Source organism: Xanthomonas melonis (assembly GCF_020783655.1).
Taxonomy (GTDB): domain Bacteria; phylum Pseudomonadota; class Gammaproteobacteria; order Xanthomonadales; family Xanthomonadaceae; genus Xanthomonas; species Xanthomonas melonis.
The window spans coordinates 14351-33699 of the sequence record NZ_JAJGQH010000008.1; the positions used below are offsets into that span (position 1 = coordinate 14351).

General features: G+C 64.9%; 22 protein-coding genes. 4 read left to right on the top strand and 18 right to left on the bottom strand.

Going from position 1 to position 19349, the window contains the following annotated elements; genetic code table 11:
- Positions 1-8: 8 nt before the first annotated feature.
- The 16 genes from LL964_RS09220 to LL964_RS09295 form a co-directional block, all read right to left on the bottom strand.
- Positions 9-1514, bottom strand: a complete 1506-nt coding sequence (locus LL964_RS09220) for a tail fiber protein (protein ID WP_104587610.1) — start codon at positions 1512-1514, stop codon at positions 9-11.
- Positions 1515-1523: 9 nt separating this feature from the next.
- A complete protein-coding gene (locus LL964_RS09225) occupies positions 1524-2069 on the bottom strand; it encodes a phage tail protein I (protein ID WP_104587609.1) in 546 nt (181 codons plus the stop codon).
- Positions 2062-2952 carry a baseplate assembly protein gene (locus LL964_RS09230; protein WP_104587608.1) on the bottom strand — a complete coding sequence of 297 codons (891 nt, stop codon included), beginning with the start codon at positions 2950-2952 and terminating at the stop codon, positions 2062-2064. Before LL964_RS09230 ends, LL964_RS09225 begins: the two co-directional genes overlap by 8 nt.
- Before the next feature lie 127 nt (positions 2953-3079).
- Entirely contained in the window at positions 3080-3997 is a 918-nt protein-coding gene (locus LL964_RS09235) for a GIY-YIG nuclease family protein (RefSeq protein ID WP_104587607.1), read from the bottom strand.
- 90 nt (positions 3998-4087) lie between these two features.
- Positions 4088-4774: a hypothetical protein gene (locus LL964_RS09240; RefSeq protein ID WP_208621447.1), complete on the bottom strand. Its 687-nt coding sequence runs from the start codon at positions 4772-4774 to the stop codon at positions 4088-4090.
- Positions 4775-4897: 123 nt separating this feature from the next.
- Positions 4898-5344: a phage virion morphogenesis protein gene (locus LL964_RS09245; RefSeq protein ID WP_104587606.1), complete on the bottom strand. Its 447-nt coding sequence runs from the start codon at positions 5342-5344 to the stop codon at positions 4898-4900.
- Entirely contained in the window at positions 5332-5751 is a 420-nt protein-coding gene (locus tag LL964_RS09250; protein WP_104587605.1) for a phage tail protein, read from the bottom strand. The genes LL964_RS09245 and LL964_RS09250 overlap by 13 nt, the downstream gene beginning before the upstream one ends.
- Positions 5748-6236, bottom strand: a complete 489-nt coding sequence (locus LL964_RS09255) for a hypothetical protein (RefSeq protein WP_104587604.1) — start codon at positions 6234-6236, stop codon at positions 5748-5750. Before LL964_RS09255 ends, LL964_RS09250 begins: the two co-directional genes overlap by 4 nt.
- Entirely contained in the window at positions 6236-6874 is a 639-nt protein-coding gene (locus tag LL964_RS09260; protein WP_167395338.1) for a glycoside hydrolase family 19 protein, read from the bottom strand. Before LL964_RS09260 ends, LL964_RS09255 begins: the two co-directional genes overlap by 1 nt.
- The gene (locus tag LL964_RS09265; protein ID WP_017167622.1) at positions 6874-7149 is read right to left on the bottom strand and encodes a phage holin family protein; all 276 of its coding nucleotides are present in this window, start codon (positions 7147-7149) and stop codon (positions 6874-6876) included. Before LL964_RS09265 ends, LL964_RS09260 begins: the two co-directional genes overlap by 1 nt.
- Positions 7142-7498: a phage holin family protein gene (locus LL964_RS09270; protein WP_005917737.1), complete on the bottom strand. Its 357-nt coding sequence runs from the start codon at positions 7496-7498 to the stop codon at positions 7142-7144. The genes LL964_RS09265 and LL964_RS09270 overlap by 8 nt, the downstream gene beginning before the upstream one ends.
- A 4-nt stretch (positions 7499-7502) precedes the next feature.
- A complete protein-coding gene (locus LL964_RS09275) occupies positions 7503-7712 on the bottom strand; it encodes a tail protein X (protein ID WP_104587602.1) in 210 nt (69 codons plus the stop codon).
- Positions 7712-8179 (bottom strand): head completion/stabilization protein, encoded by a 468-nt coding sequence (locus LL964_RS09280; RefSeq protein ID WP_104587601.1) that lies wholly within the window; start codon positions 8177-8179, stop codon positions 7712-7714. Before LL964_RS09280 ends, LL964_RS09275 begins: the two co-directional genes overlap by 1 nt.
- A 98-nt stretch (positions 8180-8277) precedes the next feature.
- Entirely contained in the window at positions 8278-8997 is a 720-nt protein-coding gene (gpM, locus tag LL964_RS09285; RefSeq protein WP_104587600.1) for a phage terminase small subunit, read from the bottom strand.
- Positions 8998-9000: 3 nt separating this feature from the next.
- Entirely contained in the window at positions 9001-10020 is a 1020-nt protein-coding gene (locus LL964_RS09290) for a phage major capsid protein, P2 family (RefSeq protein ID WP_104587599.1), read from the bottom strand.
- 46 nt (positions 10021-10066) lie between these two features.
- Positions 10067-10888, bottom strand: coding sequence for a GPO family capsid scaffolding protein (locus LL964_RS09295; protein WP_104587598.1), 822 nt, complete (start codon positions 10886-10888; stop codon positions 10067-10069).
- A 147-nt stretch (positions 10889-11035) separates the two neighbouring features.
- On the opposite strand from LL964_RS09295, the gene LL964_RS09300 reads away from it, so the two are divergent.
- Genes LL964_RS09300 through LL964_RS09315 form a run of 4 tightly spaced genes read left to right on the top strand, consistent with a single transcriptional unit; the run spans position 11036 to position 14711 of the window.
- On the top strand, positions 11036-12799 hold the full coding sequence (locus LL964_RS09300; protein ID WP_104587597.1) for a terminase ATPase subunit family protein: 1764 nt from the start codon (positions 11036-11038) through the stop codon (positions 12797-12799).
- Positions 12799-13821: a phage portal protein gene (locus tag LL964_RS09305; RefSeq protein ID WP_104587596.1), complete on the top strand. Its 1023-nt coding sequence runs from the start codon at positions 12799-12801 to the stop codon at positions 13819-13821. The genes LL964_RS09300 and LL964_RS09305 overlap by 1 nt, the downstream gene beginning before the upstream one ends.
- A gap of 25 nt (positions 13822-13846) precedes the next feature.
- Positions 13847-14092: a Com family DNA-binding transcriptional regulator gene (locus LL964_RS09310; protein WP_104587595.1), complete on the top strand. Its 246-nt coding sequence runs from the start codon at positions 13847-13849 to the stop codon at positions 14090-14092.
- Complete coding sequence (locus LL964_RS09315) at positions 14010-14711, top strand: DNA-methyltransferase (RefSeq protein WP_104587594.1); 702 nt, start codon at positions 14010-14012, stop codon at positions 14709-14711. The genes LL964_RS09310 and LL964_RS09315 overlap by 83 nt, the downstream gene beginning before the upstream one ends.
- Positions 14712-14748: 37 nt before the next feature.
- On the opposite strand, the gene LL964_RS09320 is transcribed toward LL964_RS09315, so the two are convergent.
- Entirely contained in the window at positions 14749-15486 is a 738-nt protein-coding gene (locus tag LL964_RS09320) for a hypothetical protein (protein WP_104587593.1), read from the bottom strand.
- Entirely contained in the window at positions 15425-19132 is a 3708-nt protein-coding gene (locus LL964_RS09325; protein WP_167395343.1) for a hypothetical protein, read from the bottom strand. The genes LL964_RS09320 and LL964_RS09325 overlap by 62 nt, the downstream gene beginning before the upstream one ends.
- Between the last annotated feature and the right edge of the window lie 217 nt (positions 19133-19349).

Sequence of the window (19349 nt, forward strand, 5' to 3'; positions counted from 1 at the left end):
AGTCAATCTCAGTAGGCGATGCAGTAGGTCATGCGTAGACCGGCCGGCAGGTTGTCCGCGCCACCGGCGGCGTTGACGGTGATTGCGTGGTTGTGGGCGCCGGCACCGCGATGGTCAACATCATGGGCGTGATTGCCTCCTTCGCCGATGCCAATGCTGTGGCTGTGGTTGCCCGCGCCGTTCATGCCTATGTTGTGGGCATGGTTGCCTGCGCCATCCGTTCCGAACGAGTGGGCATGGTTACCGGCAGCGCCGGTCCAACCGTCCGAAGGCGCCGCATCGTTGTCGCGTTCGCGGAACACGCCGTATCCGTTCACGGCGCCTGACGGAATTACGCCCGGATGTTGGTGGTCGCCAGAGGCGCTGGTGCTGCCGCTGTGCCCATGCCAGCCCTGGGTGTCGGTCCACGCGCCGTGGAAATGGTCACCGGAGGCGCTCGCGCTCGCGCCGTGGGAGTGATTTCCAGCGCCGTACAGCGCGATGTAGTGCGCGTGGTCGCCCACGGCCGCCGCGCTGGCGCCGTGGGCATGGGAAATGACCTGGCCTGCACCATACGATCCCACCGAGGCAGCGACGCTGGTGTGGGTAATGACGGTGCCGTCTTTGATCTTGGGCACGTTGAAGGTGGTGCTGCCGTCGCCTGCGCCGTAGACGGTACCGATGGCGGCAAACAGGGCCGCATATCTGGTGCGTGAGATTGCCGCCCCATCGCAGACCAGTAAGCCGCTCGGCGGATACAGCGAGGCCATGACCACGATCTGGCCCGGTAGTAGGAACGATTGCGGCACGTTGAGCATGTTACGGAAGTCGCGATACCACTCACCCTGGCGCCCATCCAGGGTATCCGCATCCAGGCCATTGCCGTGGCCGGCGTCGTTCAACGCAGCGGAGCGAATTCCCAAAACACTGCGCGCGGCCGCCGCATTGGCACGCGACAACAGTCCCTTGATGAATTCGGTCGGCCCCATTTCGCCCAGGCGCTGGTCCAGTGACGCAAGCAAGTTGGCCGGCGACACCGCCCGCTCCCTGTCGATGCCTGCGATGGCCTGGGCGTCGGTAGCCAGGCGCACCACGCCCGGTACGTCGACGGTCGCCGCCGGGTCAGTGAAGTTGGTATCGCCAAATGTGATCTGGGCGGTATCCACGTCGGCCAGCACCACGTCGATCGCCAGCAGCACCGAGGCGGCGCCGGACTTCTCCACCATCAATGCGGGCTGGCCGTACGCGGCGAACAGCGTGCCGTCGGCCAGGTACAGGCCGAAGCCGTAACAGCTGTAAGCGGTACTCGATTCGTCGCGCACCGAGACGTGAATCGTGTCCTTGGCTGTGACCAAGCCCCCGATTGTGGTCAGGCGCTTGATCTCGGAAGGCAGCGCGATGAGGTCGACCTGAGCCGCGAATGGGGCGCTAGCCAGCCCCACCGCAGCAATGGTGACCGCGCGGGTGCCGGTTTGGTCGGCGTTGACCAGCGCCTGGCGGCCGGCGGCGGTGATCTTGATTTTGAGTCCTGGCATCTATGCTCTCTAGCTCGCATCGCCCTGCAGGCGAACGAAGACGGTGGCTCTGCCGCGTGCCACGACGTTGAGTCGGGCCTCGGCCTGAAATCCTTGGGTGAAGCTGAAATGCGCCCGCACGGGCTTGGTGCGCTCGACTTCGGCAATGACTTCCTCAACGAACCGGGCGCTGGCGCTTCGCCCATCGGCGCCGGTGAGGGTCAATGCCAACTCGAAGGTGTGCGGCTCGCCACGCGGCTCTTGTTGCCACCACTCGCGGATGGCCACCGCGCCGCCGAAGGACTCGACCACCATCCGCACGCTGTTGGCGGTGCCCTTGCGGCGCTGGATCGCCATGGCGCTGCGCAGGCGCGAGCGCTTGACCGCATCGCTCCAGTCGGCCTTCCAGTCATCGACCGAGAGCGTCCAGGCCAGCCACGGCAAATGGCTCGCCGGGCACGTGTCCGGGTTCCACAGGTCCGGATACGGCAACGGGATTGCCGCCAGGCGCCCGGTGACGGCGGCCAGGGCACGCTCCATCGGCGTGGCATTTGGCGGTAGCGGTGAACTACTCATCGATGCCGGCGTGCACGATGTCGATCGAGATGCAGTACGCAGCCTGCGTGCGGCTGATCCGGACGTCGGCAGCCGGCGAGTCCAGCTCAACACGCTGCACGCCATCGACGAATAACTTGGCCTTGATCGCGGACTCGGGCACGTCGCGGCCGATGCGGTGTGCCTCTGCGAGATAGGCCAGCAGGCTGCGCAGCGCTTCGCGCATGACCACCGCCGAATCTGGGCCGGCGTAGGTGTAGACGCGCCCGCGAATGGCGTACAGGACGATCTGCGCGCTTTGCACAGCCACCTCGTCGGTCAAGGGACGCACATTGGCATCGGTAAGGACGGCGGTCACCTCATCAAGCAGCTCTTGCGGTGCGGTGCCATCGCCCTTGCGCGATTGCACGGTGACCAGCACCTGCCCAGGCGCAGGGCTGGTGGCACTGGCGTCCATGACATCGGCCGCCGCGCTGAGCGCGTGATAGATGTAGGCGCCCTCGGGGCCGGCTACGCTGAAGCCCTCCGGCGCTAGTTGGATGCGGCGGCGGAAGTCCACGTCCGACTCGTGGGCCGGCGGGATACCGACATCCGGCTGGCCAGGATCGAGTACCAGGCGCGCGACACCGAACAGCGCGCCCAGGTGGTCGAGGTTGGCGCCGGTGGCGAAGGCCAGCATGGTCTGCTGGGCCTTGTCGTTGGCACGCTGGCGCAGCAGCAGCTCGCGTGCAGCGAATAGCTGCAGGAGCTTGTAGACCGGGTCGGCCTCCGTGAGCGCTGAGAACTCAGGCATCAGGCGTCGGAACTGGGCCAACGCCTCGGCAAAGATCGTCTCGAAGTCCAGTGCTTCGATCAGGTCAGGCGCTTTAAGTTTGGACAGGTCTACAGCAGTGAAGGAAGCCATTGCCGAACGCAGAAGGAGTTTCCGACTACGTTCGGCGGTTCCCGCCGTAAAGCCAATTCAAGTGCGCTGTGCTGCTTCCCGCTACAGCTTCGAATGCCAGGAAGATCCCTGGCCGCGTCGGACCGAATTAAAAGATCCCGCCGGAGTTCTCCCGCCAATGCGTCCAAAATTCGTCGTGGAAGCGTTGGCGGCTGTTATCCAGCTGCCCTTTAAGGCGCAGTAACGAAATTTTCTTCTCACCAGCTGCCGGTGTCAGATGTCTGTTTAAGGCGGTCCTGAGTTCATCTATCCCTGGAACATCTTCGTCTGTTCTTTGGTCTTTCACCAAGAGGCTAGCTGGCATGGTCACTTCCGTGGCCACGGCTGCATCATGGTACGTGCTACTGAATATACTGAAGCTGCCGGATGATTTGGGGCCGCATATGACCAGGCTGCTTGGCATGAGCCAGCGGATTCCGTCCAAGAGCTCGTCGGAGGCGTCTTTCAGATATACGTGGGCGGTTGAGCTGTTGTAAGCGTCGCCGATCAAGGTGCCGATGACTGCTGATTGCCTGGTCCATTCCTCTGTCAACAGCGTCAGGCTCTCGACTGCCTTGAGGTTGTTCACCATCGCTGCTTCTCTGTGCGTGAGATAGCGTTGCTCTTGTGCCTCCTTTCGCATCCTGCGGCGTTCTAGAAGACTCAAGTCCTGCAGCTTAGGCTGTCGTGGCGCATAGACCTTCGGCGGAATTGGTTCCGGCACGCCAATCCCAAGGCGATCTTTCTGCTCGTCGATAAATTTGAGTACATCGCCAAGCGCGTCCATGACAAACCACTCTGTATAGCCATCGCCGCGGGGCATCTCGAAGGACTGGCTTTGAAAGAGGTAATGCAGTACTTTTTCGACCTTGATGGCCGACCCGCCCGCCATCGGTATTTGAAGGCTCTTCTCCGAGTCGATGGACTGGGGAAGCTGCGCTCCCCGGGTCAGCGGTTGAAATGCCACGCCAATCTTAAAGGCGGTCGCTTCTTTGTTGAGAAGCAGGTACAAGTACTGTTCGGCCATGCGAGTGCACCTTATATCCAAGAGCTGCCGCTATGACTGCCAAGTGAGTTGATCAAGAGTAATTGATCGATGAGCCCAACATGGCGGCGACTAGGTGAAATTGGAAGCCACACCCTCTGTCGCAAGAATCGCATCAAGATGACTGAAGCTGTAAGGCTTCAAGGAATTTTCTTTGGCGAGCTCGCTAACCATCTGGGCCATGGTTCTTTTTTTTGCATCCTTACCTATGATCGTGTTGATCGCCTTTACTTGGTAGGACAGCGGAGGCCTGTCCGAGTACCTCTCCAGCTTACTTTTGATGTCGAAAAGCGGTGGGCCTGGCGGGGATGACCAGCACACAACCAAAAGATTAATCGAGTCGTGTAGTTGCTTGGCCGCAACATCCCATTTTTTCTGTGGGCCCTGTGGTGTCCCGTTGGTGCTTGTGCCTCCAGCTCCGCCTTGTGAGACCAACGGATTGAATAAAGGCAGCCCTGCGTGACCGATAAGTTGCAGGAAATGCTCCGCTGCATGTTCGCCGCAAGTAATGATTCCAGTATCGGAGTCTTGGCGGGACTTGTAGTAAAAACAGTAGTAGGCCTTGGTGAGTTCGTCTCCAGTGCAGCTTTTCTTGATCTGCCCCGCCAGTAGTTGTACGTGTGCGACGGGCTGGACTTCGTAGTTTTTGACGATCTCTTGTCTTGTAGCTGTACCTCGACAATACATCTGATACCCCTCTAATGGGCTGACGTTTGAATCGCGCGGTGATGAAAAGCGGCTGTTGTTGTATCGGAACAATGTATCGACACGTCGCCTGCTCTCGACAAGTAATAACGCGATGCCACCGTAGCACTCCGCGGGAGCGCCCTCAATGGGCGTACCTGATTGGGGACGCTCTCATAGCGTCTCTACGAACTCGTTCTAGCCTAAATGGCTCAAGAGTTGGTCGTGGATGAGTTGCCGATCTTGTTCGGAGAGCCCCAACAGCACACGTCTCTCGTATCGTGCCACGGGACCGCCTCGCCGCACCTGTTCACTTAGGCCATCTTGATGCACTCGCGCAATGCGTGACACGCGGCCCATGAATCCCACGCTGACCTCGTTGGGGCTGGCGCTCACCTTGAGGAACTTGGCTTGCCGCAGCTTGGCAAACATCTTCTTGCGTTTGACTCTGCCAGCCTTGTCGCGCAGCGGCTCCTTGCGCGGTGCGTAGGGTGTCCCGTCAGGTGCCTGTTGTCGACCAATGCGCTGGCTCTGCGATCGCCGCAGGGCGGTGCCAATCCTGCGCGCGAGCTTGCGGCGCTCGCCTTCCTGCAGACGCGCCAGCAAGGGCGCGGCCCAGTCCTCCAGGGCAGTCAGCTCATCCATGACGGATCGATCTGCGGCTCAGGCGCATGGGTCATGTCGTAGCCGCCTCCATCCTTCGCGGTCACCACGACGCGCTCGGTCAGCGGCAACTTGATCGATAGGTCCACAGCATCGTTGGCGAGGATGTCCGCCTCGAAGGCAATCTCGCCGCGTCGCGCCGGATTGGACAGCAATTCGGACTGGTTGACCTGCACCCACTCCAGCAACGGCAGCATCACGCTGTCCGGGTGGCCGGCAAAGTCGGTCAGGATCAGATTGAGCGTGTACTGATACTCGAACGACAGCCCTGGCTGGAACGTGCTGACCAGGCTGCCGGCGTCGATGAATACCAGCAGCCGGTCGGCATCGCGTGCCAGATCCGGCAATGCCGCGACCAGATGCGCACGCAGGCTGGCGGGTTTGATCATGGCGCCGGCTCGGCCGCATGTAGGTTGACCCAGTCTTGCAGCGCGCTCAGCTGCGCGGCGGTGGCGTGGCAGCTGGTGTAGTTGTCGGCGACAGTGCCGGCGACGGCAGAGAGCGTAATGCCGGCGGCCGGCGCATCAGGATCTCCGGTGGGCGGCCCGGCAGGGTTGCCCGTGGCGGCGGCGTCGTGCAGCCGCACAAAGCCAGCAGGGATAGCGCAAGCAGCATCGGCTTTCTGGGTGACATAGATCGGGATCTCGCGGGTGATGGTGGCGCCTGCTTCGCGCACGACTTGCACGCGATCGACGTACTGGGTGACGACGGTGGTGGAGGTCTTGGCGCTGTCGCGTTCTGCCTCGGCCCGGCGCTTGGCCTGCAGCGCGCCATCGCGTTCTGCCTGCGCGGCGCTGACGCGCCGCTCCTGCCACACGCAGCCACCGACGAGTATCGCAATCAGCGCCAGCAGGATGATCAGGCGCGTGATCATCAGCTCACGCCCAGGATCTGCAGGGCGCGCTTGGTGCGCGTGACGCGGTCGCTGTGGCCTTCGGGCAAGCGCTTGGTGCGCACGTTGCCCAGGTTGATCTTGCGGCCCAGGCCCAGCACGTCGCCTGCATCGGCCAGCGTGTTGAGGCCGTTGTCGTGCCAGTACGCCGCCGCAGCCAGTGCGCTCGGCTCCACCTGCAGCAGCAGATCCGGTTGCTCTTCGACGGGCAGGCCGATCAGCTCACCGATACGGCGGTAGTTGCCACGGAAGGTGTGCTGCATCGGGCCACGGCCCCGGTAGCGGTGGCCGTCGCCGCTGGCGGCGTCGCCGTTGCCCAGGCGGTCGGCGTAGACGAAGTTGGCTAGGCCGACCGGATTGCGCAGGAACTGCGGCGCTTGTGCCGGCGTGATGCGGGAGCCGAAGACTTCCAGCAACCGAGCGCTGGTGGTGTAGTGCAAGCCTTCTTCCATGCGGGACAGGCTCAGGCTTTCGTGGCCGACCTGGCCGAGCCAATGCGCGGCGCGACGTTTGGTGGTGATGCCGAAGCGGTTGGCGGCGGCGAGCAGCGGGCCGTGCCAGCGCTGGGCGCGCTGTGCCGGGCACTGCATGATCGAGGCGAGTTGGGTATCGGTGAACATCAATCGACCTTCAGGATGCGCGCCACATTGCCCTGGGCGCGGTAGGTGAGCACTGCCAGCACGGTCAACGTGCCCAGGTGCCACGGGCTGACGTGGGAGCCGGCGCCGGCCAGCAGGATGTGCAGCGCCTGGCCGCCGGTGCTGGCGATCAGTAGCCACGCGCACCAGCCAGCGCCGCGGCGATGCCGGGCATCGGACGGGCGGTGGTAGGTGAGCAGGCGGACGCAGATGGCCAGCGAGGCCATCAACGTCAGGACGGTGACCAGGCTATGCACTGGGCGGACCTCCACGACGTAGGAAGGAAAAGTCGAACGACTTGCTCTTTTCGATCAGGCCCAGCGTGACGGTGATGGCGCACGCCGCGCTGGCGAAGGCGGCCACGCCGCTGGACTTGATTGGCAGCCAGCGCAGGAGCTCCGGCGCCAGCTGGTAGCCGGCGATCACGCTCACCGGGAAATAGATCAGCCGCGCCAACAGCGGTTGCTTGGCGGCAGACACCACGAACAGCGCGCCGCCGGCGAAGGCGCCGATCAACGCATCGCCGTCGATGCCAGGCAGCACGGAGGCCAGGCCCACACCGGTGGCGATCAAAAAGCCGCTCGATACGGAGGTGGGTTCGGTCATCAGGTCAGTCCCATAGCTGCACGAGCGGCGTCATTGCCGCCGTAGTGGTGGTTACCTCGGGCAACTCCACTGGGGTGCCGTGCGGCAGCACGGCGCCCAGTTCGGCCAGGCCGGGATTGAGGAGGTAGGTGCGCTCGACCAGACCGGCCGTGCTGCCCAGATGGCGCCAGCACAGCAGGTCGACGGTGTCGCCTTGCACGGCGTGCACGCGCATCAGATGAGCTCCACGGTGCTGCGCGGCAGGTTCTGCAGGTCGCGCACGGCCCAGCGCTGATCGCGGCGCAGCTCGGTGATGCTGGGCGACAGGTCGTCAGCGCGCTGGTTGGCGCTGTCGGTGGCGTCGAAGCTGCGGTAGCGCTCGGCCACCTCGACGGCGGTGGCGCAGGCGACCGCGCGCAAGTACAGCTGCACCCGGCGCGAGACGCCGTCGACGGTGGTGCTGGGCACATCGCTCAACGCCGCGTACCCAGCCGCCTGGTGCATATCCGCCCAAGCCTGCAGCTCATCGTTGACCGCCAGCATGGCGGCGACGATCGCGTGGCGCAGCCGGGCGTCGGTGACTGTGCCATCCAGACGCATGCTCGCCCGCACCCCGGCCGGTGCGATCGCCGGCCAGAACGGCGCATTGGCGATCGCATCAGGCGCGGCGCTGGTGGTGCCGGTGGCAGTGAATCCGCTCATGGATGGCTCGGAATAGATCGCCGGTGGTCGGGGCGTCACCGCAGCGATGGAGTGCTGTGGATCGGCCCCGAGCCGGCGAGGGTCGCGGGGACGCTCGGTTATGCGCTGGTGCCCGCAGGCTCAGCGCTGAACTTCTTCAGGAGCCGCTCGGCGCGCTCCAGATCCTTCTTGCCGCCGCAGCTGCCGTGCAGTGCGATGGCGCGCTGCAGATCGGCGACAGCGGCGGCGACGATCGGCTGCGCCTGGTCGGCGGGCGTCTCGTCGGCGATGCCCGCCAGGCGCGCCCGGGCCAGTGCCAGGTGCAGCTTGGCGCGCACCTCGTCGGGCATGTCCTGCTCGGCCGTCAGCGTGGCGGTATCAGCCAGCACGGCCGCATCGAACGCCTGGCCGGTCTTCTGCGCCGACAGCGCGGCCTCGGCGATCTCTTCGGCCAGTACGCAGCCCACGGTGCGGGTGAAGCGGTCCGGCATCTGCAGGCCGTGCTTGAGCACATAGGCGCCCAGCTCCAGCGCGCCGGCATAGTCGCCGGCATCGATCCGCCACACCATGCACGTGGTGACGATCTCGTCCTGTGCGCCCTGGCCACCGGCCAGCACGCCGGCCAGATACGGCGCGTAGCCGGGCAGCAGTTGCACCTTGAGCGCGGCCTTGCCCTGGTCGGACTGGATCTGCTTCAGGCGCAGGCGATCGCTTTGCAGCTGCGCCATGTGCTGTTCGTAGGCGGTGGCGCCGGCCATGAGCTGGTGCGGTGCGCGTTGGGCCGCTTCCAGTTCGGCAAGCACGCGGCTGTGGTGACGCTTGGCGGGACTGTCAGCCATGGCTTAGGCCTCGATCTCGATGTTCTCCACCACACAGCCCAGGCCGTAGTCTTCGACCACATAGGCATCGTTGGAGGACTCGTAGTTCTCGATGCGATCGCGCTCCGGCGCTTCCTTGATGTAACGGCGACGGCCGCCGGTCTGGTAGTAGATCGACAGGTTCGCCAGCGAGGTCACCATCAGCGCGCCGTCCGGCAGGTACGGCACCTCGGCGACTTGCAGGCCGCCGACGCGGCGCTGGCTCAAGATCAGGTCGGTGGCGATCTTCTCGCTCGCCGGCTGTTCCTTGTTGACCATCGGGAAATACTTGTCGTGCATCAGGTCGCGGCCCAGCACCACGACCAGGCTCGGGTCTTTGCGGTGCCACGGATCGAGCAGGTTGCTCACCACGTCGAACACCAGCGCGTCGAGGTTGCCGTAGTCAGCGCCAGCAGCGGCGCCGCCGATGACCACCTTGCCGGCGGCCTTGCCGCTCGCAAGCACGCGCTGCGCAGCGTTGTTGCGGTACTGCTGCAGCCAACCAATGTTGACGTCTTCCAGTAGCGGGAACGCGGCGCGGTCGGTATCGGCAGCGGCGTGTGTGCCGTTGAAGCCGATCTGCAGGCGGTCCAACGCCTGGCGCTTGACGATGGCATCGCGCAGGCGCGTCTGGAAGTCCGGGAACTTGGCCCAGGTATCGAGCAGCGCATAGTGGATGGCGGTGTCGAAGTCGGTCTTCTTGGCGACGTACTCGTTCTTGTCGAGCGCGGCGACATTGCGCGGGGTGCGGGTCTTGCCGGCGCCGGTGTCGGTGCGGCTGGCGATGCTGCCGGTAACGCCGATGCCCACCTTCTGCCCGGACAGCTCGTCCACCGGGATGATGTTGATCTTGGACAGGAACTCGCTCGATTCCTGCATACGCGATTCCAGCTTCTGCTGCACGGTCGGATCGACAGCGAAGGAGTGGAATGGCGAGGCGACGCCGTTGAGCTGGGCGATCTGCTCGGCGAACTGATTGAACTGCAGGCGGGTGGCGTTTTGCATGGTGGCTCCGAAGGTGGGGCGCTGGCGGCGTGTGTGGTGTGTGGGATCAGCAGTCGGTCAGCACGGCGGCGCCGCCACCGGTGACCACCGGGCGTGCGGGCTGCGCGGGGTCAGGCTGTTGCGAGAGCGACTCGCGCAACTGCGCAAGGTCGTTCGCCAGCCGCGCGTGCTCGGCCTGCAGGCGGTTGAAGCGCTCGTCCTGGACGCGCACGTGCTCGGCGATCTCTTCGATGCCTTGGCCGAGGTCTGCAAACTGCTCGGCGGTGATGCTGGTGGCGTCCTCGCTCTTGAGGGCGGCGCGGATCCGGCTCAGCAGGCCGGCCACCGGCCCGTCGCTGACCTCGCTGAACTCCAGCGCGGTTTCCTCGGCGACGGTGAACAGGTTGCCGGGTGACTGCTTGCGATCGGCCAGCGGGTTGGCCTCGGGGTTCTGGCTGGCGAAACTGAGCATCGAGGTGCCCAGGCTGGCCGGCGAGTCGGTCACGGCCAGGCCAACGAGATACGCCCTGCCGGTGTTGGCGAACTTCTCCTGCACCTCGATGCTGGTGTAGAGCTTCTGCTTGGCCTTGTTGATGGTGATCAGGTCGGAGGTCGGCTCGATCTGGGCGAACAGCGCCAAGCGCTTGGTGCCGTCGATCTCGACCTCTTCGGCCTTCACGGCGATGACATCGCCATACGCGCGGAACGGCGAGTCCGGCAGCAGGCTGCGCATGTGCTCGATCCAGATGCGGGCGCTGTAGGTCTCGCGGTTGTAGGTTGCGGCCATGTCGTCGATCCAGCTGCGCTGAATCGTGCGGCCATCGGTGGTGGCGCCTTCGACGGCCACGCGGAACCAGTTGGAACGGAACTTCTTGGCCTTTGCCGACATGCGGGTCCTCTGCGCTGGATGCGTTTGCGATGCGATGAGTGCATGGTCAAACGCTGCGCAAGACGCAGCAACGCAAAAGGCCTGTAATTCAGGGCGTTACGCGTCCCGCAGCTGTCGGGAATAGATCGCGCGCGTCACTCTGATTGCATGAGCAGCGTCGCCACTCAACTCCCGATGGACACCCGCAGGCAGGCGAAATTCCTGTACTGGATGGGGTGGCGCGTGACTGAAATTGCGCAGGCCATCGGCGAGAACGAGAAGACTGTACACAGCTGGAAGTCGCGTGACGAGTGGGATCGCGCAGATAACGTCGAGCGCATCGGCGGAGCACTGGAAGCACGCCTGGTCGTACTGATCATGAAGCCGGAAAAATCCGGCGGCGACTTCAAGGAAATTGATCTGCTGCACCGGCAGCTGGAGCGCCAGGCGCGCATCCAGCGCTACCAGGGCGGCGGCAACGAAGCCGACTTGAATCCGGCCGTGGCGAACCGCAACGCTGCGCCCAAAAAGAAGCCCAAGCGCAACGAGTTCACCGAAGAGCAGGTCGAGCAGCTCACCACGGCATTCGTCGACGGTTGCTTCGACTATCAGCGCGATTGGTACCGGGCCGGCAACGAGCGCACACGCATCATCCTGAAGTCGCGCCAGATCGGTGCCACGTACTACTTCGCCCGCGAGGCGCTAATCGATGCGCTCACCACCGGGCGCAATCAGATCTTCCTCAGCGCCTCCAAGGCGCAGGCGCACCTGTTCCGCGGCTACATGCAGCAGTTCGTGCGCGAGACGATCGACGAGACACTGTCCGGCGGCGACACCATCGTGTTCCCCAACGGCGCCGAGTTGTTCTTCCTGGGCACCAATGCGCGCACCGCGCAGGGCTACCACGGCAATTTCTACTTCGACGAATTCTTCTGGACCTACGGATTCAATGAGTTGAACAAGGTCGCCAGCGGCATGGCGATGCACAAGAAGTGGCGCAAGACCTACTTCAGCACGCCGTCGAGCATGGCGCACGAGGCCTACACCTTCTGGACCGGCGAGCGCCGCAACAAGGGCAAGCCGGCTGCCCAGCGCATCCAGATCGATGTCTCGCACGAGGCGCTGGCCGGTGGCCGCCGCTGCCAGGACCGGGCGTGGCGTCAGATCGTCAACATCCTCGACGCCCAGCGGCGGGGCTGCGACCTGTTCGACATCGACGAGCTGCGCGAGGAATACAGCCCGGACGCCTTCGCCAACCTGTTGATGTGCGACTTCGTCGATGACGGTGCCAGCATCTTCCCGCTGGCGATGCTGCAGCCGTGCATGGTCGACAGCTGGGTCGAGTGGGGCCAGGACTACAAGCCCTTCGCCCTGCGCCCCTACGGCGATCGCGCGGTGTGGATCGGTTATGACCCGGCCGAGACCGGCGACACCGCCGGCCTGGTCGTGGTGGCGCCTCCGCAGCAGCCGGGCGGCAAGTTCCGTCTGCTGGAGCGGATCCAGTTTCGGGGCATGGATTTTGCCAAGCAGGCGGCCGAGATCGAGCGCATCACGCGCCGCTACTGGGTGACCTACATCGGCATCGACACCACCGGCATGGGCAGCGGCGTGGCGCAGTTGGTGAAGCAGTTCTTCCCGAATCTGGTCACCTTCAGCTACTCGCCCGAGGTCAAAACCCGCCTGGTGCTCAAGGCGTTCGACGTGATCCACAACGGCCGGCTGGAGTTCGATGCCGGCTGGATCGACGTGGCGCAGTCGTTGATGGCCATCCGCAAGACCATGACGGCCAGCGGCCGGCAATCCACCTTCACCGCGGGTCGCTCGGAAGAGACCGGCCACGCGGACCTGGCGTGGGCGCTATTCCACGCCCTGCAGAACGAACCGCTGGAAGGGCGCACCGCGCGCAACTCCGGCTTCATGGAGATCTCTTGATGTTGACCGACCAGCTGCCCGCCACCACGCCTGCAGCGCCTGCCGTGCCCGCACGCGCCGAGGCCTTCACCTTTGGCGACCCGACGCCGGTGCTTGATGGGCGCGGCGTGCTGGACTATCTGGAGTGCTGGCAGAACGGGCGCTGGTACGAGCCGCCGGTGGCGCTGGACGGCCTGTCCAAGACCACACGCAGCAATCCGTTCCTGCAGTCTGGGCTGATCTTCAAGCGCAACATGCTGGCGCGCACCTTCAAGCCGCACCGGCTGCTGACGCGGGAGGCCTTCGAGCAGCTGGCGCTGGACTGGATCACCCTGGGCAATGGCTACCTTGAGCGCCGCCGCAATCGCCTGGGCGGCCCGTTGTCGCTGGTTGCGCCACTGTCCAAGTATGTGCGGCGCGGCGTTGCCGAGGGCGAGTACTTCCAGGTCCGCACCTGGCACGACGAGCACGTGTTCGAGCCGGGCAGCGTGTTCCAGCTGCGCGAAGCCGATGTCGATCAGGAGCTCTACGGCCTGCCCGAGTGGATGCCGGCGATGCAGTCGGCGCTGCTCAACGAGTCGGCCACGCTGTTCCGCCGCAAGTATTACAACAACGGCTCGCATGCCGGCTTCATCCTGTACCTGACCGACCCGCAGCAGAGCCAGGAAGATGTGGATGCGCTGCGCACCGCCATGAAGGGCGCCAAGGGGCCGGGCAACTTCCGCAACCTGTTCCTGTACTCGCCGGGCGGCAACAAGGATGGACTGAAGCTGATCCCGGTCAGCGAGGTGGCGGCCAAGGATGAGTTCAGCGGCATCAAGGGCATCACCCGCGACGACATGCTGGCTGCGCTGCGGATCCCGCCTCAACTGATGGGCATCGTGCCGCAGAACGCCGGCGGCTTCGGCTCAATCCGTGAGGCCGCTGCCGTGTGGGCCGCCAACGAGCTGGAACCGCTGCAGGCGCGCATGCTGAAGATCAACGACTGGGTGGGCGATGAGGTGATCGCCTTCACCCCCTACGCGCCGCCAGCGGCTGCGTAATCCTTTCCCCCTGCAAGACCACGCAATGCTCAAGAACCTCCGCTGTGGCGAATGCGCCCGCCTGCTGTGCAAGGCCGGCGCCTTCGATGAAATCCAGATCAAGTGCCCGCGTTGCGGCACGCTCAATCACCTGAAGGCCGAGAGCCTCACCTCCGATCGCCGCGAGCGAATCCAAGAAGGCTCTCACCATGAAAAACCAGCTCCTGCAGGGCGACGCCCTGACCATCCTGCCCACGCTCGAAGCGAACTCGTTCGACGCACTGATCACTGATCCGCCGTATGCGAGTGGCGGTCTGACCGCTGCTGCCCGGGCACGGCCGCCGTCGACCAAGTACTGCCGGGATGGCGGACATGCCGACTTCGTTGGCGACGAACGCGACCAACGCTCGCATCTGAAGTGGATGCACCTGTGGTTGTCCGAGTGCGCGCGCGTACTCAAGGAAGGCGCGCCGGTGCTGCTGTTCACCGACTGGCGGCAGCTGCCGTTAACCACCGACGCGCTGCAGATCGCGGGCTTCACCTGGCGCGGCATCACCGTCTGGGACAAGACCGAAGGCGTGCGGCCGCAGCTGGGCCGCTTCCGCAACCAGGCCGAATACATCGTATGGGGCAGCAAGGGCAACATGCCGCTGGATCGCCGCGCACCCGTGTTGCCCGGCGTCATCCGTGAGTCGGTGCGCAAGGCCGACAAGCATCACCTGACCGGTAAGCCCACCGAATTGATGCGGCAGCTGGTGCGGATCTGCGAGTCAGGCGGGCGCGTGCTGGATCCGTTCGCCGGATCCGGTACCACGTTGGTCGCTGCCCAGCTGGAGGGCTTTCAGGCTGTCGGCATCGAGATGACCGATCAGTACGCAGCGGTCACGCGCGATCGGCTGACCGCCCTGTAGGTCATGAAGCCGAGCTGCCTGCGTGGCGGTTCGGCTTTCATTGTGCGGGTGGTTGGCGCAAGGCCACAACGCGATACTGCCCGCGCTTGCCGTAGCGCGGCCCTGCCTTGTCAAGCGTGACGCAGAGCCTGTCCTCGCCGCAGGGAAACAGGTCCGCGCGTGCCACACGGTCCAGAAAGGCGATCTCCGCGCGGCGCTGCGAAGCTTCTGCCAGCACTGGCCTGGCGCCCTGGACGGCGTAGCCGACTGCAGCCAGGCACAGGAGCGTGCCGACCAACAGCGCGGCGAGGCCGGCCCAGCTGCGCCGGGTGACGGTGGCTTCCAGCGATTGCTGCGCCCGTGCATAGCGCGCCGTCGCCTGCTCAAGCGTCCTTTCCGCTTGGACCATCTTCTTGTTGAATCGCTCGGCCCCCGGTTCCAGCGTTTGCGTCAATGCCTGGTTGCTCAACTGCGTTAGCCGGGGAAGCGCGCTCTCCACCACCCGGGTGACGCGTCGATCGGCGCTGTTCACTGCCACCTGTAGAAGCTGCATTTGATGACGTACGAGATCCTCAAGGGTTTGCTCTCGCCGCTGCATCGCCGCGATGACTGCCGTCATGGCCTTGATCGAGTCCGTCATCGCCTGGTGCGATTCACCGCCGCCCGGCAGCGTTGAGGTGTCCTGCATGTCCATCGTGCTCTCTTGTAGGTTCAATGCGTTTGTTGCGTTCTGGCTATCCGCCACCACCACCACCACCGCCGCCGCCACTTCCGCCTCCGTCGCCACCCCCTCCATCACCTGGCGGGCCTGCGCCTTGCATCATTGGCCCGTTGGCGAACTGCGGCAGCGTCAGCACCATTACCGGCCCACGGCTGGTCTGCACCTCTGCTGCCACGTCCATTCCCAACGCCTGGCGCGTCGTCACCTGTTCCTGGGCTTCCTGCTGGGCCTTGGCGTCCAGATGCTCATGACCTTGCTGTGCCAACGCCGCGCTGTGGGCGCTATTGCCGACACGCTTCAGGGCTTGTTCGATAGCCAGATCGTTCTTGGAGTCCAGCGCGTAGAGCAGATCATCCACGTCCGGATCGCCGGTGATGCTCTTGCGCTTGGGCGGCGGTCGATCGTCCTGCGCAACATCGGTTTGCGCCGGTGGTGCACCCAGGCGTTGCTGCAAGGCGGTGCCTGCCAAGATGCTCGGTGGTCGTCTCATTGCCGAGGGACCATCGGGGTCGTAACCATCGCGCAATTCCCGCTCGGTAAACGGCGGCTCACCGCGAGCCATGCGCGCTTGCCGTGCATCTGCGATGCGGTTTTCTATGTCGAGATCCTGTTCGGCCTGGATGCGGAGCGCACGCGCAGAGCGCGCTATCTCTGCCCATGAATCGGGATCTGTAGCCGCAACGTTGGCGCGGTCGGCTTGCTCCGGCGCTTGCTTCCGCGCGTCCGATACCGACGTGGGGCGGTTCGATGTGGCGGCATGTTCTGAGTGATCGGCGGGAGGCTCTGGGGTGGGCGCGCCATGGGCCGGTCCGGCTGCATCGGTGACGAGGGCCGCTGTGGGTGGCGCTGCATGCGCGTTCGGCACCGGGAGTTGTGGTGTGGGCGCGTTTTCCTCATCGAGGCGGTCCGCAACGACCGGTATAGCGAACAATCGTATCGACGGTGCCTCCATCGACTGAGCTGTGCGCGCGTCGGCAGGTACCTCCGCGCCTGGTGCTGGCGTCTCGTCGCGCGCGGTTGCTGACTGCACGAAGGTCTGTTGGCCGCGCGTTTCCACTTCCTGTTGCCTAATTGCCGCAGACGCTTGCGTGATCGCTGCTTGCTGGTCGGCCTGGTGTGCGCGCTCAACCTGTGCCTGGTGGTCCACCGTGTGCTGCGTTTGCCGCGCCACCTCTGCTGCCTGCGCCTGCTCATGCTGGGCGGCCTGCTGCTGGGGCTGGTGTGCACCGGGGTCTTGGTCAGGGCGCTGTTCCGCCTCGCGTTGCGCAGTGTCCTGGGCGTGGAGAGTTGGTGGCGCATGGGCAATGCCATCGGCGGTGCGCTCAGCTGCTTGTTCGCGCCCCGGAGCATCCTGGCCCTGCTGCACCGGCGTCTGCTCTGCCAGCTGCGCTTCTTGCACCTGTAGGCGGTGTTGTTCGCTGTGTTGGGCGTCCAGGGCCTGGCGCGCCTGCTGCTCACTTTGCTGTTTTGCTTGTTCGCGCTGCCGCGTGTCGTGTGCCTGCCGCTGCTCCTGCTCGCGTTGGTGAGTGTCCTGCGCTTGGCGTTCTTCTTGCTCCAGACGCTGCGCTTGCTGCCGCGCTTCCAGCACGGCATGCGCCTGCATTGCTTGGCTCGTCTGCGTCCGGTCCTCACGTGAGGCCTGGTCCTGCAGCGCGTGCGCCTGCGCCCGTGCCAACTGCTGGTCTTGCGCCTGCCGCTCCTCCTGCTGCCGCTGCTGGTGCTCCTGCGCGGCGCTGGCGGCCTGGCCCTGGGCCTGCACATCGAGCGCATGCTGATTGGAGGGCGGTGACCCGGACGTGTCCGCATCTGTGGAGCCTTCGGGCGAAGGCGGCGCGAAGGCCAGATGCTGCATCGACGCGGCCGGCTGCTGACGTGCCTGCAGCTCCTGCAGCGCCTGACGGATGTCCTCGGTGCCGGTAACTGCTGCAATGCGCTCCACGCCATCGGCACCTCGCTGCAGATGGGCGATCGGGCTGTCGGCGCCGTACTGACCGCCTGGCCCGCGCTGCAGCTGCATGGCGCCATCGCCTGCGAGTCCTTGCGCTTCGCGGGTGCGCTGGGTCGCCAGCTCGATCGCTTCGCGCCATTGCGGCTGCAGTTCCGTGCCCACGATGCGGTACTGGTACAGCGTCTGCTCGCGCTGCACGTCCTGCGGCGACGGCGGCGATTGCTGGATGGCGGCAATCGCCTGGGCCTGCTCGGCGAGCGCCGGCTGCAGCATCGCGCGCGTGGTCTCCAGCTCCAGCACCCGGTTGGCATCGGGCGGAGTGCCGTGGCCGGTCCACTGGCCCTCCATGTTGCGGTAGTACCGCTGGCCGTTCGAGGCGGTCAAGGCATCCTGATCCGGCAATGCCTGCTGGACCGCCGGCGACATCGGCAAGCCCTCGGCGGCCCAGCCGCTGCGGTGGTAGGCCAGTTCATAGCGCGCGGCGATCGCACCGGGACTGTTGGCGATGTTGCGGGCGATGGTGGCCTGCGCCTGCGCCTCCAGTTCCGCCGCGCGTGGTGGCAAGGCGGTTTCCTGCACGTAGCTGCCGCGATCATTCCCGCCGGAGATCTCGGTCTTGACCAGGCGGTGCCACTGGCCGTTTGCTGGGTCGCGCTTCCAGTCGGCAGGGCTCAGGCTGGGGCGATCGGTAGCGTTGGCCGGCTGTCGATAGGGATCGACCGGATCGGGTGCGTCTTTCAGCGCCAGTGCTGCAGCGACATTGGTCGCTTGGAAGTTGAGTTCGCGGGCCTTGGCGTAGCTGGCGACGATCGGCGTGGCGGTGGGGTTGTCCACGCCATCGGCAGTGGTGTCGGCCTTGCCCTCGCGCGCCCAGGCGCGGCCATCGAACGACCACTGCGTGCCATCGCGATCGGTCTGGGTATAGATGGCGCGGTTGTCGAGCAGCGCGGCGGCCTTCTCGCCGGCCACGCTCATGAAGTAAGCATCGGCGGCGATCAGTACCATCGGCCCGGCGCCCGAGCTTCCCAGCGCGTAGGCGGCCGTCGTGCCGCCGGCCCAGCCACCGACATTGCGCCCGGCGAAATGCGCCAGCTCCGATTGCGCGGCCAGCGGGTTGTCCTGGCCGAGCAAGTGCGTGGCGCGTTGGCCTGTCACCACGGTGTCGGCGGCGGTGGCGAGCAGGCCGGCGGTGCGCAGCGCCTGGCTTGCGGACAGATCGCCGGCCAGTAGCTCTGCTGTGGCGAAGCCGCGTTGCGATAGCGGTGTGTACGACGGATGCGGTGTAGCGCCCGCGCCTTGACGGATGCTGCGCGCAGCACCGCCGATGGTTGTCGGCGTGTCGTCCAGTACCTGCTGGACCAATGCCGCATTGGACTCGGATAACCTCACACGGCCGGCGTCCTCGGCGTGCGCGATGGCCATGCGAAATTCCTCGCGGCCGGCGATTTCGCGGGCGAGGACATTGGGTTCACGTGGTACCCCAACCAAATTGCGCCCCGTTGTGCGTGCGACATCGATCACTTTTGCGATCCGCTGCTCGGAGTGGGTGATCGCAGCCCATTCGGATTCAACATTGCTCATGGCGCGCAGCGTCTTCACCTGGTCGGCGTGGGCAGCGCGGTATTGATCAATCTCGGAGAGGGTGCTGCGGTTTTGTGCGTTGGTCTCGGCCTTGGTCAGGCGATCCGGAGTAGTTGCAAATGCGTCGCCATTGATGAGGGCGACCTTTAGCGTGTCTCGCAGGTCGTGCACTTGAGTGGCAATTTTTCTCAGTGCTACTGGATCATCGTCCAAAGCTGCCTGGCCGATGTCACTTCCCTCAAGTCTATTCAGAAAGTCTGATATGCCATCTGTATAAGAACTTCGAGTCCGCCCCCGATGAGGCGATGTTTCAAGTGCGTCGGCCAGTTTTCCGTCTACTGGTAAATATAAGCGATTTGCGGATGAATGTTCATCAATCATGCCATGTTCAATCAGTTTCTTGAGCAAG

Bases quoted from the DNA above. Each gene is read 5' to 3' on its own strand.
- LL964_RS09220 (WP_104587610.1), bottom strand. From the start codon at position 1,514: ATGCCAGGACTCAAAATCAAGATCACCGCCGCCGGCCGCCAGGCGCTG.
- LL964_RS09225 (WP_104587609.1), bottom strand. From the start codon at position 2,069: ATGAGTAGTTCACCGCTACCGCCAAATGCCACGCCGATGGAGCGTGCC.
- LL964_RS09230 (WP_104587608.1), bottom strand. From the start codon at position 2,952: ATGGCTTCCTTCACTGCTGTAGACCTGTCCAAACTTAAAGCGCCTGAC.
- LL964_RS09235 (WP_104587607.1), bottom strand. From the start codon at position 3,997: ATGGCCGAACAGTACTTGTACCTGCTTCTCAACAAAGAAGCGACCGCC.
- LL964_RS09245 (WP_104587606.1), bottom strand. From the start codon at position 5,344: ATGGATGAGCTGACTGCCCTGGAGGACTGGGCCGCGCCCTTGCTGGCG.
- LL964_RS09250 (WP_104587605.1), bottom strand. From the start codon at position 5,751: ATGATCAAACCCGCCAGCCTGCGTGCGCATCTGGTCGCGGCATTGCCG.
- LL964_RS09255 (WP_104587604.1), bottom strand. From the start codon at position 6,236: ATGATCACGCGCCTGATCATCCTGCTGGCGCTGATTGCGATACTCGTC.
- LL964_RS09260 (WP_167395338.1), bottom strand. From the start codon at position 6,874: ATGTTCACCGATACCCAACTCGCCTCGATCATGCAGTGCCCGGCACAG.
- LL964_RS09270 (WP_005917737.1), bottom strand. From the start codon at position 7,498: ATGACCGAACCCACCTCCGTATCGAGCGGCTTTTTGATCGCCACCGGT.
- LL964_RS09275 (WP_104587602.1), bottom strand. From the start codon at position 7,712: ATGCGCGTGCACGCCGTGCAAGGCGACACCGTCGACCTGCTGTGCTGG.
- LL964_RS09280 (WP_104587601.1), bottom strand. From the start codon at position 8,179: ATGAGCGGATTCACTGCCACCGGCACCACCAGCGCCGCGCCTGATGCG.
- gpM (WP_104587600.1), bottom strand. From the start codon at position 8,997: ATGGCTGACAGTCCCGCCAAGCGTCACCACAGCCGCGTGCTTGCCGAA.
- LL964_RS09290 (WP_104587599.1), bottom strand. From the start codon at position 10,020: ATGCAAAACGCCACCCGCCTGCAGTTCAATCAGTTCGCCGAGCAGATC.
- LL964_RS09295 (WP_104587598.1), bottom strand. From the start codon at position 10,888: ATGTCGGCAAAGGCCAAGAAGTTCCGTTCCAACTGGTTCCGCGTGGCC.
- LL964_RS09300 (WP_104587597.1), top strand. From the start codon at position 11,036: ATGAGCAGCGTCGCCACTCAACTCCCGATGGACACCCGCAGGCAGGCG.
- LL964_RS09305 (WP_104587596.1), top strand. From the start codon at position 12,799: ATGTTGACCGACCAGCTGCCCGCCACCACGCCTGCAGCGCCTGCCGTG.
- LL964_RS09310 (WP_104587595.1), top strand. From the start codon at position 13,847: ATGCTCAAGAACCTCCGCTGTGGCGAATGCGCCCGCCTGCTGTGCAAG.
- LL964_RS09315 (WP_104587594.1), top strand. From the start codon at position 14,010: ATGAAAAACCAGCTCCTGCAGGGCGACGCCCTGACCATCCTGCCCACG.
- LL964_RS09320 (WP_104587593.1), bottom strand. From the start codon at position 15,486: ATGGAGGGGGTGGCGACGGAGGCGGAAGTGGCGGCGGCGGTGGTGGTG.